At 71.7% G+C, this 15,001-nt stretch carries 9 protein-coding genes and 1 pseudogene; 4 read left to right on the top strand and 6 right to left on the bottom strand.

The genetic code is table 11. The features are described 5' to 3' along the window. Nucleotides 1-36: 36 nt before the first annotated feature. A complete protein-coding gene (locus V7D28_RS02820; protein ID WP_333585840.1) occupies nt 37-1,593 on the bottom strand; it encodes a TadE/TadG family type IV pilus assembly protein in 1,557 nt (518 codons plus the stop codon). A gap of 155 nt (nt 1,594-1,748) precedes the next feature. Here V7D28_RS02820 and V7D28_RS02815 point away from each other — a divergent pair, with 155 nt between their 5' ends. From V7D28_RS02815 to pbpC, 3 genes are all read left to right on the top strand, one after another. Further along, nucleotides 1,749-3,236: an NAD-dependent succinate-semialdehyde dehydrogenase gene (locus V7D28_RS02815; RefSeq protein WP_333585839.1), complete on the top strand. Its 1,488-nt coding sequence runs from the start codon at nt 1,749-1,751 to the stop codon at nt 3,234-3,236. A gap of 80 nt (nt 3,237-3,316) precedes the next feature. Next, on the top strand, nt 3,317-8,377 hold the full coding sequence (locus tag V7D28_RS02810; protein ID WP_333585838.1) for an alpha-2-macroglobulin family protein: 5,061 nt from the start codon (nt 3,317-3,319) through the stop codon (nt 8,375-8,377). Between the two features lie 83 nt (nt 8,378-8,460). Then, entirely contained in the window at nt 8,461-10,503 is a 2,043-nt protein-coding gene (gene pbpC / locus V7D28_RS02805; protein ID WP_333585837.1) for a penicillin-binding protein 1C, read from the top strand. A gap of 9 nt (nt 10,504-10,512) precedes the next feature. On the opposite strand, the gene V7D28_RS02800 is transcribed toward pbpC, so the two are convergent. From V7D28_RS02800 to V7D28_RS02785, 4 genes are all read right to left on the bottom strand, one after another. Next, a complete protein-coding gene (locus V7D28_RS02800; protein ID WP_333585836.1) occupies nt 10,513-11,136 on the bottom strand; it encodes a carbonic anhydrase in 624 nt (207 codons plus the stop codon). 67 nt (nt 11,137-11,203) lie between these two features. Next, nucleotides 11,204-11,848, bottom strand: coding sequence for a maleylacetoacetate isomerase (gene maiA / locus V7D28_RS02795; protein WP_333585835.1), 645 nt, complete (start codon nt 11,846-11,848; stop codon nt 11,204-11,206). A gap of 2 nt (nt 11,849-11,850) precedes the next feature. Further along, the gene (locus V7D28_RS02790; RefSeq protein WP_333585834.1) at nt 11,851-12,531 is read right to left on the bottom strand and encodes a fumarylacetoacetate hydrolase family protein; all 681 of its coding nucleotides are present in this window, start codon (nt 12,529-12,531) and stop codon (nt 11,851-11,853) included. An 87-nt stretch (nt 12,532-12,618) separates the two neighbouring features. Then, a complete protein-coding gene (locus V7D28_RS02785; RefSeq protein WP_333585833.1) occupies nt 12,619-13,215 on the bottom strand; it encodes a DUF4142 domain-containing protein in 597 nt (198 codons plus the stop codon). A gap of 104 nt (nt 13,216-13,319) precedes the next feature. Between V7D28_RS02785 and V7D28_RS02780 the strand changes: the two genes are divergently transcribed. Next, complete coding sequence (locus V7D28_RS02780; RefSeq protein ID WP_333585832.1) at nt 13,320-14,528, top strand: CaiB/BaiF CoA transferase family protein; 1,209 nt, start codon at nt 13,320-13,322, stop codon at nt 14,526-14,528. 4 nt (nt 14,529-14,532) lie between these two features. On the opposite strand, the pseudogene V7D28_RS02775 reads toward V7D28_RS02780, so the two are convergent. Next, nucleotides 14,533-15,001, bottom strand: a pseudogene (locus V7D28_RS02775) (HWE histidine kinase domain-containing protein); the annotation flags it as partial.

Genomic DNA, 15,001 nt, shown 5'->3' with positions numbered 1-15,001 from the left:
TGAAGGCCCGTGCAGCCAGGTCGGCGTTTGGCGGCGCTACTTGGTGATTCGCAGATTGTCGATGGAGCCGGCGATGGCGTCGAACACGGCGCCCAGCTGCGAGACGTTCTGGACGTCGTAGAACTTGTCCGGATCGGTGGCGCAGTTGCGCAGGAGCGCGCTGTCGCCGGAATTCACCTCGACCCGCACCGTATAGAGGACGATGTCCTTGGCCTTGATGTTCTGGCACAGCAGGGCGAGGCGATCATTCATCCGATTGGCCCGAGCCGAAGCCGTTCCCGACGTGATCCCCAACAGGCCCTGCCAGACGTAGCCCAGCCCCCCGTAGCGGGACGCATTGGCGTTCGAAACCGAGCCGAAGACGTTGTCGCCATCGGTCATCAGGATGATGATCTTGCGATGGTGCGTCGTGCCATAGGCGACCCCGTCGCCGAAGGGCGCGTTGGGCGACAGGGTGTGCCAGCCCCAGACCAGGCCCATGGGAATATTGGTCTCGCCCACCGCCACCATGGCGTCGATCGCCGTCTTCAAGGTCGTGGTGTTGGTGGTCAGGCGGACCAGGGGCTGAAGGTCGCAACCGGCGTTGGGGCCGCCGCCGCTCGGCTGAGCATTCTTGTACTTGGCGACATTGCCCTGGCGTTCGCTGTGGCTCCCGTTGGAACCGTCAGCGATATAGTTGTTGTAGAACGGAACCAGCCAGTTGCCGTTATCCGGCTCGTCGGGGGCGAAGTAAGGCACGAACATGCTGGCCGTATTGCTGGCCGACGGCGCGGCGTCTTGCACGTCGAAGGGCTGGCGGCGGCTCTCGACGCAGCCGCCCCAGACCTGATTGCCCTTCATGGACTTGGCGACGGCGAACCGGTCGGTGTTGGCGGTATTGAAGATGTCGACGCCCGCCGCGCCATGGGCCTGGGCCCGGCTGTCGAGCCAGGTGGGAATGCCAGGGCCCGTCCGCGTGGTGGTGTTGTAGTTGGTCAGGGACACGTTCCCCGACACGCGCACCGTGTTGGAGAAGGGCACCAGGGAGATTCGGATCGGGTCCTTGGCGGTGCTGCGCGCGGCCGCGGCGTTGAGCTTGTCCACCAGGTCCTTGGCCGCGCTCTTGAGCGTGGTGAGCTTGGTCCCGGCCATGGAGCCGGTGGTGTCGAGCACCAGGGCCACCTCCAGCCGGTCCATGGCCCGCAGCACCTCGGAGGTGGCCTTCACATTGCCATGGTCGAAAAAGCCCGTGGCCAGCGCCATGGGGGTCATTTCGGCCGAGCCGATCACCTTGGCGCCGTCGAGCTTGAATTCCGACTTGATGAGGGCCGAGCCGGTGAAGGATCGCAGATTGGCGGCCAGGGCCTTCTGGCCGATGGCGTCAATGTCCTTTTGCGTCTGGGCGGTGGAGCGCGCGGCGAAGAGGACCGCGGCGTCCAGGGCGTCCTGCAGCTTCTGGCGCTGGTTGGACGCCACATAGAGATCAAAGACCCCCAGGGTCAGGGGGGCCAGCAACACCAGGGCCACGGCGAAGATGATCGCCGCCGCGCCGCTCTCGTCTTTATGCCCGCGCCGCAGACGGCGGACGGCGGACCGGAGGAAGGAGTGAGGCACCTGCGCCCTGCCATTGCTGCCAAGTTCGTCAGGCACAATGACGCGACAGGGTAAACGAACCGCTGGCTTAAGAGGGTAAATGACCGGGCGCCGTTTCACCCTCGGCGCCCACCGCTCTGCTGGCGCGTTGAGCCGCAGGCCACAAGGAGATCGCCATGTCCCAAGACACCCCCGCCGACGTCCGCATGGCGAAGGGCCGCGGGCTCATTCAGGAGAGCGCGTTGGTGAACGGGCGCTGGATCGGCGCCGGCGATGACGGCGCCTCAGGCGAGCCCATTTCCGTGGAAGATCCGGCGGAACTCGTGCCGCTGGGCCTCGTGCCGGCCCTGGACGCCGCCGTCATCGACGAAGCCATCGCCGCCTCGGCCGCGGCTTTTCCCGACTGGTCGCGCCGCAAGGGCAAGGATCGCGGCGCCTTCCTGACCCGCTGGGCCGCCGCTATCGAGGCGGAGGAGGAGGCCCTGGCCGCCCTCATCTCTCTCGAAAACGGCAAGCCCTGGCCCGAGGCCCTGGGCGAGGTCCGCTACGCCAATTCCTTCGTGAAGTGGTTCGCCGGCATGGCCGAGCGGCTCGACGGCCGGACCATAGAGAGCGGCAAGGACGAGGACCTGATCCTGGCCTTTCACGAGGCGGTGGGGCCGGTGGCCGCCATCACCCCTTGGAACTTCCCCGCCGCCATGATCACCCGCAAGGCCGCGGCCGCCTTCTGCGCCGGTTGCACCGTGGTGCTGAAGCCGGCCTCGGCGACCCCCTTCACGGCCCTGGCCCTGGCGCGGCTGGCCCTGGAGGCCGGCCTGCCGGAGGGCGCCTTCTCCGTCGTCACCGGCGCCAACAGCCAGGTGGGCGGCCGGCTCACCGGCGCGGCGGCCATCCGCAAGCTGACCTTCACCGGCTCCACCGAGGTCGGTCGCCGGCTGGCCGAGCAGTGCGCTCCCAATCTGAAGCGCCTGTCGCTGGAGCTGGGCGGGGCCGCGCCGCTCATCGTCTTCGACGACGCCGATCTCGACGCCGCCGTAGCGGGAACCGTGGCCGGCAAGTTCCGCGGCGCGGGCCAGACCTGCGTCTGCCCGAACCGCATCTATGTGCAGGCCGGCGTGCGCGACGCCTATCTGGAACGCCTCACCCGCGCCGTGGAGGAACTGAAGGTCGGCAAGCCCTTCGAAGACGGGGTGAAAATCGGCCCGCTTATCGACGACAAGGGCGTGGAGAAGGTCGAGGATCACATCGCCCGCACCCGGGCCGCCGGCGGCGAGGTTCTGACCGGCGGCCGGCGCCATGCCCGCGGCGGGCGGTTCTTCCAGCCCACCGTGACTTTCGGCGGGAACGATCGGCTGTTCGCCCGCGAGGAGACCTTCGGCCCCCTGGCGCCGGTCTTCAGCTTCGAGACCGAGGACCAGGCCCTGGCCCTGGCCAACGACTCTGAGTTCGGCCTGGCCGCCTACCTCTTCACCCGCGACCTCGACCGGGCCATGCGGGTGGGACGGGGCCTGGAGGCCGGCATCGTCGGGGTGAATACGGGCCTGGTGTCGGACGCGGCCAATCCGTTCGGGGGAGTCAAGCAGTCGGGCTACGGCCGCGAGGGCTCGACCTATGGGATCGAGGATTATCTGCAGGTCAAATCCCTGACCCTGGCCCTGTCCTGATCGCCCTCGCCCAAATCGAGCCGCCGGATTGACGGCGCAGCCCCTGTGCGGCTCCTGTAGGCGCGCCTGGGGGAGACGCCATGACCACGCCCGACGACACGCAAGATCAACCGCCCGCCGCGCCGCAGGACAAGACCCTGAGGGCTCGGTGGCTCCGGCTGCGCGAGCGTCTGGGCAAGGGTCGCAACCCGGCCCTGCTGGCCGGCGCCCTGGTGGTCCTGGCCTTCGGGGGCGGCTTCGTCACGGCGCGCGGCATCGAAGGCATCCGTCTGCCCACCCCGGCGGTGTTGCAGGGCGACGCCGCGCCTGGTGGCTGGGGTCTGTTCGGCAAACCCCGCAGCGCCGACGCCCCCCGCCGCGGCCCCGAAAAGCCCGAGGGCTTCGCCGTCTGGCGCACCCGGCTGGACACCAGCCAGGCCCAGCCCCGGGCCTGTATCGAGCTGACCGAGCCCCTGGACCCGACCAAGTCCTATGCCGACTTCGTGCTGGTGGCGCCCGAGACGGGCCAGACCCCGGCGGTCAGCGTCGAAGGCGCCGAACTCTGCCTGGCCGGCCTGGGCTTCGCCGACCGTCGGATCACCCTGCTCAAGGGCCTGCCGGCCCGGGGCGGCGCTGCTCTGGCGGCCAATGCCGACGTGGATTTCACCTTTGGCGAGAAGCCCCCCTTCGTGGGCTTCGCCGGTGACGGCGTCATCCTGCCCCGGGAGGAATCCGACGGGGTGGGGATCGAGACGATCAATGTCACCCGCCTGGAGATCGAGGTCTGGCGTGTGGCCGACCGCAACCTGGTGCGCACCTCCGTGAGCGCGCCCGATCCCACCGCCGAGGGGGAGTGGCCGTCGGACTACGGCTATGACAGCCCCAATGACGAAGGCGCGCGGGTCTGGAAGGGTCAGGTGGCCGTCCAGGGCGAACCCGGACAACGCGCCGTCACCGTCTTTCCCCTGGGCGCCGTCCTGCGCGACATGAAGCCCGGCGGCTATGTGATCAAGGCCCGCGACGCTTCGGGCGGTCGCGCCCTTTCCGCTGATGGCGACTACGACCCCAATCCCCCCGCCCAGGCCCGCCGGTGGATCATCTTCACCGACATGGCGCTCAGCGCCTATCAGGGGGTGGAGGCCACCGATGTGGTGGTCCGCTCCCTGGCCAACGCGCGAACCCTGTCCGGAATCCGCGTGGCCCTGGTGGCGGCCAATGGCGAGGATCTGGGCGAGGCGCGCACGGACGGACAGGGCCGGGCGCGGTTCGCCGCCGCCCTGACCCGCGGCGAAGGCGCCCTGCGGCCCAAGATGCTGATGGCCTATGGCGCCCAGGGGGACCTGGCGGTCCTGGACCTGGACCGCACGCCGGTAGACCTCTCGCGCCTGGGCGTCGGGGGGCGGATCGCCGCCGCCCCGGCCGAGGGCCGCCGGGCCAGCGAGGTGGTGGACGGCTATCTCTATGCCGACCGCGGCGTCTATCGTCCCGGCGAGACCGTGCGCCTGAACGCCCTGCTGCGCGACCGCGAGGCCCGGGCGGTGAAGGACCGCAAGGGCGCCATCGTCATCCGCCGCCCCTCCGGCGTGGAGTTCCGCCGCTTCGCCTTCGACGGCACGCCGCTGGGCTCGGCCGCCGCCGATGTGGCCCTGCCCCGCAGCGCGCCCCGCGGGCGATGGCGCGCCACCCTGGAGCTTGAGGGTCTCAGCGAGCCGGCCGGCGAGGTCGCCTTCTCGGTGGAGGACTTCGCTCCCCAACGTCTGGCCGTGAGCCTGACGGGCGAGGAAACCCGCCCCCTGCAGGCCGGCCAGGGCCGCGACCTGCAACTGTCGGCGCGGTTCCTCTATGGGGCCCCGGGCGCCGGCCTCCAGGCCGAGGGCGAGGCCCGCCTGCGGGTGGATTCCAACCCCTTCCCGGCGTTCGAAGCCTATCAGTGGGGGGACCAGCGCGAGCCCTTCGCCGAGACCTTCGTGGATCTCGGCCGGACGGTGACCGACGGCGAGGGCCGGGCCGTGATCGTCCTGCCCGCCCAGGCCGAGGGCGTGGCCCAGCCCCTGGTGGCCGCCGCCACGGTGAGCGTGTTCGAACCGGGCGGCCGTCCGGTCCGCGAATCCGTGGAGCTGAAGGTGCGCCCCCAGGCGACCTATCTGGGGGTCAAGGTCGACCAGACTGAAAGCCGCGGCCAGGGCGATCCCACCGTCAATCTCGACCTCATCGCCGTGAACGCCCAGGGCCAGAGGATCGCTGCCAGCGCGGCCCAATGGCGGCTGATCTCGGAGAACTGGGACTATGACTGGTTCCAGCAGGACGGTCGCTGGCAGTGGCGGCGGACCAGCCGCGACGCCCTGATCGACCAGGGCCGGGTGGACATCGCCGCGGGCCAGCCCGCCCGCCTGTCCCGCCGGCTGGGCTGGGGGGACTACCGGCTGGAGCTCTGGACCGCCGAGGGCGCGCGCAGCGTCATCCGCTTCAGCGCCGGCTGGGGCGCCCCGGCCCAGGACGCCGAGGCGCCGGACATCGTCCGCGTCAGCGCCGGCGAGCGCAGCTACGCCCAGGGCGACACCGTCGAGATCGCCATCCGTCCGCCCTATGCCGGCGAGGTCCAGGTGGCCGTCGCCACCGATCGGGTGCTGGACTTCCGCACCCTCACCGTGGGCCAGAACGGCGGCACGGTCCGGTTCCAGACCAACGCATCCTGGGGCGGCGGGGCCTATGTGATGGTCACCGTCGTGCAGCCCCGCGATCCGGTGCGCACCCCCAAGCCGCGTCGGGCCCTGGGGCTTGTCTATGTTCCCCTGGAGCCGGCCGGCCGCAAGCTGGAGGTGGCCCTGGGCGCGCCGGAAAAGGCGCCGGCCCGCGACACCCTGTCGGTGCCGGTCCAGGTGCGCGGCGCAGGCATCGGTCAGCGCACCCGGGTCACCCTGGCGGCGGTGGACGAGGGCATTCTGCGTCTGACGCGCTTTTCCAGCCCCGATCCGGTGGCCTGGTACTTTGGCAAACGCGCGCTCGGCGTGGACTATCGCGACGACTATGGGCGGCTGCTCGATCCCAATCTCGGTGCGCCGGCCAATGTGAATTTCGGCGGCGATGAGATCGGCGGCGAAGGCCTGACCGTGACCCCCATCCGCACCGTGGCCCTGTGGTCGGGTGTGGTGGAGACCGGCCGCGACGGGCGGGCGACCATCACCCTGCCGGCCCCGGACTTCAACGGCGAGCTGCGGCTCATGGCCGTGGCCTGGACCGACGACGCCGTGGGTTCGGCCAGCCAGCCGCTGGTGGTGCGCGATCCGGTGGTGGCGGAACTGGCCCTGCCCCGCTTCCTGGCGCCTGGCGACACGGCCTTCGCCACCCTGGAGCTGCACAATATCGAGGGCCGGGTGGGCCAGTATGTGGCCGAGTTGACCGCCAAGGGGGGTCTGCTGGCGCCCTTCCGCAAGGCGTTCGAGCTGGTGCTGGGCCAGCGCCTGGCCGAGCGCGTGCCCCTGGAGGCGCCGCGCGCCGCCGGGATCGGCGAGGTGGGGCTGAAGGTCTCAGGCCCCGGCTTCAGCCGCGAGCAGACCTATCCCCTCCAGACCCGTCTGGGCTGGGGGCCGGTCACGCGAACCACCGTGGCGCTGCAGGCGCCGGGGACCACCTTCACGCCGGGCCCCGAACTCCTGGCGGGGCTGGCCGCCGGCGACGCCACCCTGCAGGTGAGCTATTCGCCCTTCCGCGGCTTTGATCCCGGCCCCATCGCCGTCTCCCTGCTGCGCTATCCTTATGGCTGCACCGAACAGCTGGTCTCGGCCGCCTATCCCCTCCTCTATGCCGCGCAGGTCACAGACGACCCCCGGGCGCGGCGCTCCAACGCAGGCCTGAACCAGGCGGTCACCCGCCTGCTGGACCGCCAGACCCTGGACGGCGCGTTCGGCATGTGGCGGGTGGGCGACGGCGAGGCCGATCCCTGGCTGGGCGCCTATGTCACCGACTTCCTGGTGGAGGCGCGGCAGGCCGGCGCGCCGGTGCCCCAGGCCGCCCTGGACCGGGCGCTCAGCGCCATGCGGCAGGTCTCGCGGCCGGTGGGCTGGGCCAGCGTGTCCTACCGCATGGACTATCCTTCCTGGTGGGCGGGCTCTCCGGAGGCGTCCGAACGGGCCACCGAGGCCATGCGTCGCCGAGCCTCGGCCTACGCCCTCTATGTGCTGGCCAAGGCCGGCCAGGGGGATCTGGCGCGGCTGCGCTGGTGGCACGACGTGCAGATGAAGACCGAAGCCTCTCCCCTGGCCAAGGCGCAGGTGGGGGCGGGTCTGGCCCTGATGGGCGACCGGGCGCGGGCGCGCTCGGCCTTCCGTCAGGCGGTGCGCGCCCTGGGCTATCGTGAGGAGAGCGACTGGTATCAGAGCCCCCTGCGGGACCTGGCCGCCGTCATCGCCCTGGCCCATGAGGCCGGCGAGGTGGAGACGGCGCGCGAACTGGAGGGCCGGCTGGAGAATTCCGTCACCGATCCCCAGGCGCTGAACACCCAGGAACAGGCCCGGCTGCTGCAGGCGGCCAACGCCATGATCGCCGCGGCCGGCCCCCTGCGCATCGCGGCGGCCGGCGCCATTCCCCTGACCGGGGTCGGCGGCGCCCCGCGCTGGGCGGTGGGCAAGCTGGCGGAGTCCCGGTTCACCAACCAGGGGCAGGGTGCGGTGTGGCGCACCGTCACCGTCACCGGCGCTCCGGTCGCCGCACCGCCCGCGGCCAGCGCCGGGCTGAGCCTGCAGAAGCGTCTGGTCTCCCTGTCGGGGGCGCCGGTGAACCCCGCGAGCCTGAGCCAGGGCGACCGGGTGATCGTGGTGGTGTCCGGCCGCAGCCAGCAGGCCCGCGCCACGGCCCTGGTGGTGGATGATCCCCTGCCGGCGGGCTTCGAGATCGAGACCGTGCTGGGTCCCGACGACGCGCAGGCCGGACCGTTCCGCTTCCTGGGCGAGCTGTCCCCCGCCGACGTGCAGGAGGCCCGCGACGACCGCTATGTGGCCGCCCTCGACCTGCCGGGACGGCGGGACTTCGCCTTCGCCTATGTGGCCAGGGCCGTCACGCCCGGGGACTTCCTGCTGCCCGGCGCCGAGGCGCGAGACATGTACCGGCCGCAGATCAACGCCCGCACCGCCGCTGGCCGGGCGGTGATCGCCGCAGGACCGTGATTCCGGGCCGCCGCCTCGCCTGGCCGCCCTGGCGGACGGGACCTCGGGACGAAGGCGAGCTTCGCCCGGGGCGAGCGGCCCGGATGGTCCCGCGCCTGACCGCGGCCCTTGTGGCGCTCATGGGCGTCCAGGCCGCGGCCGCCGTCCTGGACCTCGCCTTTCCCCCCAACCTCGCCCGGGGGCAGGAGGCCTCGCCGGTGGTGCTGGACCGCCGGGGCGCGTGGCTGCGCGCCCTGCCGGTGGAGGATGGCCGGTGGCGGATCCGGGCCGATCTGAGCCGCACCGATCCAGCCTTTCTGGACGCGCTGGTGGCCATTGAGGACGCCCGCTTCTGGGGCCACCCCGGCGTAGATCCCCTGGCCGTGATCCGGGCCAGCGCCCAGGCCGTGGCGCAGGGCGAGGCCTCCTCCGGCGCATCGACCCTGACCATGCAGACCGCCCGCCTGCTGGAGCCCCGGCCGCGCACCCTGGCCGCCAAGCTGGTGGAGATGGTCCGGGCGGTGCAGATCGAAGCCCGTCTCTCCAAGTCCGACATCCTGGCGCTCTATCTGACCCTGGCGCCCTATGGCGGTAATCTGGAGGGGGTGCGGGCCGCCAGCCTCTCCTATTTCGGCCAGGAGCCCTCGAGCCTGACGCCGGGCCAGCAGGCCCTGCTCATCGCCCTGCCCCAGGCGCCGGAGGCCCGCCGCCCCGACCGGCGCCCCCGCGCCGCGGCCGCGGCCCGGGAAGAAGTGCTGCGCAAGATGGTGCGCAAGCGCCTGCTCAGCCCACAGGACGCCCGCGAGGCGGCCCTGGACCCCCTGCCCGACCGGGCGCCCTTCCCCGCCCTGGCCTGGCACGCGGCCGGCGAATTGGCCCGGCAGGCGCGCGAGGATCAGGCCTCTGTGGTGAGCACCCTGGACGCCGGCCTTCAGGCCAGGCTCGAGCCGCTGGTCGCCCGCGCCGCCCAGGCCCAGGGGGTCCAGGCCAGCGCGGCGGTCATGGTGGTGGAGCTGGACGGCCGGGCGGTGCGCGCCTCGGTGGGGTCGCCCGGCCTTGAGCGGGCCGGGGGTTGGATCGACATGACCCGGGCCGTGCGATCCCCGGGCTCGGCGCTCAAGCCCTTCATCTACGCCCTGGCCTTCGAAGGGGGTCTGGCCGCCCCCGACACCCGCATGGCCGACGCGCCCCGCCGCTTCGCCGACTACCAGCCGGAGAATTTCGACCGGGTCTTCCACGATCAGGTCACCGCCCGCGAGGCGCTGATCCACTCCCTGAACGTGCCGGCGGTGGACACCCTGGCGCGACTGGGGCCGGCGGCGTTCGAAGCCCGCCTGCAGAACGCCGGCGTGCGGCTGGTGCGCCCGCGCGCGGAGGTGAGGGACCCGGGCCTGGCCATCGCCTTGGGCGGCGTGGGGCTTTCCCTTCGGGACCTGGCGGTGCTCTACGCCGCCCTGGGCGACGGCGGCCTGGCCAAGCCGCTGGCCTGGACCGAGGCCGGCGCCGAAGACGTGCGCCGGTCCGGCGGCGTCCGGCTGGTGAGCCCTGAGGCCGCCGAGCAGGTGGTGGCCATCCTGCGCGAAACCCCGCCGCCGGCCGGCGTCGCGCCGGCCGCCCTGGCCCGGGGGCGCCCCCTGATGGCCTATAAGACGGGCACCTCCTACGGCTTTCGCGACGCGGTGGCCGCCGGCGTGGTGGGCCGCCATGTGATCGTGGTCTGGAGCGGTCGGGCCGACGGCGGCGCGCGGGGCGGTCTGACCGGCCGGGACGCCGCCCTGCCGCTGCTGTTCGAGACCGCCGAGCTATTGCAGGCCCCGCCTGCCGCGCCCCAGCCGCTCGCCCCGCGCGATGCGCCGCGGGCCTTGCAGACCACCGGCGGGGGCGAGGCGGGCGCCGGCGCGGGACCGCGGCTGATCTTTCCCCCGGACGGGGCGGTGATCCAGCTGGACAGTTTCGGCCCCGCCGGACGCGGCCTGGTGCTGGCGGCCGGGGGGGAGGGCTTGAGCTGGTATGTGGGCGGCGCGCCCCTGGCCGCCGACCCGCTGAACGGCCAGGTGATCTGGCGGCCCGCCAGCCCCGGCTTCTACGAGATCAGGGTGGTGGATCAGTCCGGTCAGGCCGCCCGGGCCAAGGTGCGCCTGCGCTGAGGCGCGGCCTCAGTCCTGGTCGTAGAGGCGGGCCAGATCGTCTTGCCCGCTGACCGTGACGTTCATGTCGTTCACCAGGCCGTTGGCCAGGGAATAGACCCAGCCATGCACGCTCAGGGACTGGCCGCGCTTCCAGGCCTCGCGGACGAAGACGTCGGAGGCGACATTGCGCACCTGGCGGATGACGTTCAGTTCGCACAGGCGGTCATGGCGCTCATGGGTGTCGGTCATGGCCTCCAGCTCGGCCCGATGGGCGGCGTAGACTTCCCGGATGGGGTGCAGCCAGTGGTCCACCAGGCCCCGCCGCTGGCCGTCCACCGCGGCGGTGACGCCGCCGCAGCCATAGTGACCCACCACCATGATGTGCTTCACCTTCAGCACGTCCACGGCGAACTGCAGAACCGAGAGGTAATTGGCGTCCTGGGGCGGGGCCAGGTTGGCGACATTGCGGTGGACGAACAGCTCGCCCGGATCGAGGCCGACGATCTCATTGGCGGGCACGCGGCTGTCGGCGCAGCCGATCCACAGATATTCCGGGCTCTGCTGGTCCACCAGCCGGCGGAAGAAGCTGGGATCGACGGCGAGCTTGCCTTCCGCCCAGGCGCGGTTGTTCGCCTTCAGTTGATCGAGCATCGGGGGTCCTCGGTGAACGGAGGCCGGCACGCCCGCCCCCAAAATGGCGCGAGCGCGGCGGGCAAGGTCATGCGGCCGGGGCGTCGGCCTGGCGGTCGGGATGGGCGGCCTGGAAGGCCGGGTGGGCGCGGGCGGTCTCCACCGCGGCCCGCACGGCCGGATAGGGACCAAGATCGACCCCGAAGCGGTCGGCCGAATAGGCCTGGGGCACGAGGCAGCAATCGGCCAGGGTCGGGGTGGCGCCATAGGCGTAGCCCTGGCCGTGCCGAGCCACCATGGGCTCCAGGGCGGCGAACCCCTCGGCCATCCAGCGGCTGATCCAGGCCTGACGGCCCGCCTCGTCCACGCCAAGCGCGGTCAGTTGCTGCAGCACGCGCAGATTGTTGAGGGGATGGATGTCGCAGGCGATCACGCCGGCCATGGCCCGCACCGCCTGGCGTCCGGCGGGATCGACCGGCAGGATCGGCGGCTCCGGGCAGGCTTCCTCCAGCCACTCCAGGATCGACAGGCTCTGGCTCATGGCCTGCTCGCCATGCACCAGAAGCGGGGTCAGACCCTGGGGATTGCGCCGCAGATATTCCTCGTGCCGCTGGTCGCCGGCGGCGAGGTTCACCGGCGCGTAGTCATAAGCCAGGCCCTTGAGCGCCAGGCCGATACGCACCCGATAGGGCGCGGTGGCCCGCCAGTAGCCATAGAAGGTGAGCTCGGTCATGGTCAGGCCACCGAAAAGGCCAGTTCGCCGACCCCCTCGACGCCGCCCTCGACCCGGTCGCCGCGGGACACCGGGCCAACCCCTTCGGGGGTGCCGGTGAAGATCAGGTCGCCGGCGTCCAGCCGCCAAAGGCGCGAGGCCTGGGCGATGATCTCGGCCACGTTCCAGATCATGTCGGAAACCACCGCCTGCTGGCGGATCTCGCCGTTCACCTTGGCCCAGATCGCGCCCTGGGGCGCAGGCCCCGCCCAGCGGCGCAGGGCCGAGATGGGGGCCGAGGCGTCGAAGGCCTTGGAGGCGTCCCAGGGATGGCCCTTGGCCTTGGCCGCGGCCTGCAGATCGCGGCGCGTCAGGTCGAAGCCGACGCCATAGCCGAAGACGAGGTCCAGGGCCTTGTCAGGCGAGAGATCAGACCCCCCGCCCCCTAGGGCGACCACGAGCTCCACTTCGTGGTGCAGGTCTTCGGTCTGGCCGGGATAGGGAACCGCCCCGCCCGGGGGCACGACGGCGTCGGCGGGCTTGGCGAAGAAGAAGGGCGGCTCGCGATCGTCGCCGCCCATCTCCCGGCGGTGCGCCGCATAGTTGCGGCCGACGCACAGGATACGGCGCACGGGGAAGGCGGCGCTTTCGCCCAGGACCGGAACCTGGGGGCGCGGCGGCGGAGCGAAGGCGTAGTCGGTCATGGCCAAGGCCGTACTCCCCCCCGCCCGCAATGAAAAGGCCCCCGCAGCTCTGCGGGGGCCTTCCAGGAATCAGCCAGGCGCGGGCGCTCAGTTGGCGCGATCGATCTGGTCGCGCAGGGCGCGAGCCCGGTCCAGATGCTGCTGGATCGCCGGCGCGGTGGCGGCGGCGAAGGCCTGCAGTTCCGGACGATCGCCGTCATTGGCGTAGCGCTGCATGAGGTTCAGGGCGCGCTGATGGGCGTCCACCTGGGCCTCCATATATTCCTTGTCGAAGTCCCCGGCGGAGGCCTCGCGCAGTTCGTTCAGCTCCCCGGTCATGTCTTCGTCCAGGGTGGTGGGGGCGGTGAGACCGGCGCCGGCCGAGCCGATGGCGGTCTGCAGGTCGCGGGTGGTGCGACGGTGGGCCTCGATCATTTCCTGGGCGAAGGCGCGAACCTGCGGGTTCTGGGTGCGCTCCAGGGCGAGTTCCGAGGACTGGATCTCGAACAGGTCGTTCTGGGCGGCCAAGCGCACGAAGTCCGGGGCGGAGGCTTCGTCGGCCGGGGTCGGCAGGGTCGCGGCGGGATTGGCGTCGGGGGTGACCGATTCTGCGGGCGCCGTGGCGGTGTCATTGGCAGGCTGGCCGCAGGCGGCGAGCGTGAGGGCAGCGACGGCGGCGCCGGCGATCAGCAGATGACGGGTCATGGTAACTCCTAGGCGATTGACTTCCGTGACGCGCATCTGGTCGATGCGGACCGCCCTACAACTCACGCGACCGTGATCCGTTCCGCCCGCCAAGGAGCCCCCCGATGAGCCAGGACGCCGCCCCAGGACCCCTTTCCGGCCTGCGCGTCATCGAGATGGGCACCCTGATCGCAGGCCCGTTCTGCGGTCAGATCCTTGGGGATTTCGGGGCCGAAGTGATCAAGCTGGAAGATCCCCGGACAGGCGATCCCATGCGCCAATGGGGCCGCAGCCTGCCCCAGGGCCTGTCGCCCTGGTGGCCCGTGATCGGCCGCAACAAGAAGTCGGTGGGCCTGGACCTGCGCCAGGCCGAGGGCCAGGACCTGGCGCGGCGCCTGATCGCCACGGCCGATGTGGTGATCGAGAACTTCCGCCCCGGCTCCATGGAGAAGTGGGGGCTCGGCTATGAGCGCCTGTCGGCGGACAATCCGGGCCTGATCATGGCCCGGGTGTCGGGGTTCGGCCAGACCGGCCCCCTGTCCCACCGCGCCGGCTACGGCCTGATCGGCGAAGCCATGGGCGGCCTGCGCCACATCACCGGCGAGCCGGACCGTCCGCCGGCCCGGGCGGGCATTTCCATCGGCGACAGCCTGGCGGCCATGCATGCGGCGCTGGGCGTCACCATGGCGCTGGAAGCGCGCCGCAAGACCGGACGGGGCCAGGTGATCGATGCGGCCCTCTATGAAAGCGTCCTGGCGGTGATGGAGAACCTGATCACCGAGTATGATCTGACCGGCTATGTCCGCGAACGTTCCGGCTCGGTCCTGCCAGGCATCGCGCCGTCCAACGTCTATCCCTGCGCCGGCGGCGAGATGATCCTGATCGGCGGCAATGGGGATACGGTCTTCGCCCGCCTTTGCGAGGCCATGGGACAGCCCGACCTGGCCCGGGACCCGCGCTTTTCCACCCATGCCGCCCGCGGGGCGAGGCAGGGGGAGTTGGACGAGCTGATCGGCGCCTGGACCGCGACCTTCGCCCTGGACGACCTGCTCAGGCTTCTGGAGGAGAAGGGGGTGCCGTCCGGGCGCATCTTCCGGGCGCCCGACATGCTGGAGGACCCCCAGTACAAGGCGCGTGAGGCGATCGTGTCCCTGGACCATCCCGTGTTCGGGACGGTGAAGATGCAGAACGCCTTCCCCAAGCTGTCGGCCACGCCGGGCAAGGTCCGCTGGCCCGGCCCCGACCTGGGCGCCCATACCGACGAGGTGCTGTCGGGCCTGCTCGGCCTGTCGCAGGATCAGATCTCAGGCCTGCGGGCCAAGGGCGTGGTCTGAGACGTCAGCCGGCCGGGCGAAGCAGCTCGGCCACGGCGGCGGTGACCTGGCTGACGTCATAGGGTTTGCGGATCACCGGGGCGTCGAAGCCGCTCGGCGCGCCGCCGGTGTCGCCATAGCCCGTGGCGAAGACGAAGGGCACGCCTCGAGCGGCCAGTATGTCGGCCACCGGCAGGACCGAGAGGCCGTTGAGATTGGCGTCCAGGACCGCGGCGTCCAAAGGCTGGTCCAGCAGATTCAGCGCCTCTTCCAGCTCATAGGCCGGCCCCAGCACCTCGGCGCCGGCTTCCGACAGCCCCGTCTCCAGCTCCATGGCCAGCAGGGCGGCGTCCTCGACGATCAGGATGCGCGCGCCGGCGAGATTCGCCCCGGCGGCCGAGGACGGTTGCGACTCGCTGGCCGCCCGGGCGGGCGCCTCGGGGAGGACTTCGGGCCGGGGGGCCAGGGCCGACGGGCCGGCCTCGAGCCTGGCC

Source organism: Phenylobacterium sp. (assembly GCF_036723115.1).
GTDB lineage: Bacteria > Pseudomonadota > Alphaproteobacteria > Caulobacterales > Caulobacteraceae > Phenylobacterium.
The sequence above is the reverse complement of the archived record's forward strand: the minus strand, read 5'-3'. Positions and strand labels throughout refer to the sequence as shown.

Coding starts and splice junctions, on each gene's coding strand:
- V7D28_RS02780 (WP_333585832.1), top strand. CDS start 13,320: ATGAGCCAGGACGCCGCCCCAGGACCCCTTTCCGGCCTGCGCGTCATC.
- V7D28_RS02790 (WP_333585834.1), bottom strand. CDS start 12,531: ATGACCGACTACGCCTTCGCTCCGCCGCCGCGCCCCCAGGTTCCGGTC.
- V7D28_RS02810 (WP_333585838.1), top strand. CDS start 3,317: ATGACCACGCCCGACGACACGCAAGATCAACCGCCCGCCGCGCCGCAG.
- V7D28_RS02815 (WP_333585839.1), top strand. CDS start 1,749: ATGTCCCAAGACACCCCCGCCGACGTCCGCATGGCGAAGGGCCGCGGG.
- maiA (WP_333585835.1), bottom strand. CDS start 11,848: ATGACCGAGCTCACCTTCTATGGCTACTGGCGGGCCACCGCGCCCTAT.
- pbpC (WP_333585837.1), top strand. CDS start 8,461: ATGGTCCCGCGCCTGACCGCGGCCCTTGTGGCGCTCATGGGCGTCCAG.
- V7D28_RS02785 (WP_333585833.1), bottom strand. CDS start 13,215: ATGACCCGTCATCTGCTGATCGCCGGCGCCGCCGTCGCTGCCCTCACG.
- V7D28_RS02800 (WP_333585836.1), bottom strand. CDS start 11,136: ATGCTCGATCAACTGAAGGCGAACAACCGCGCCTGGGCGGAAGGCAAG.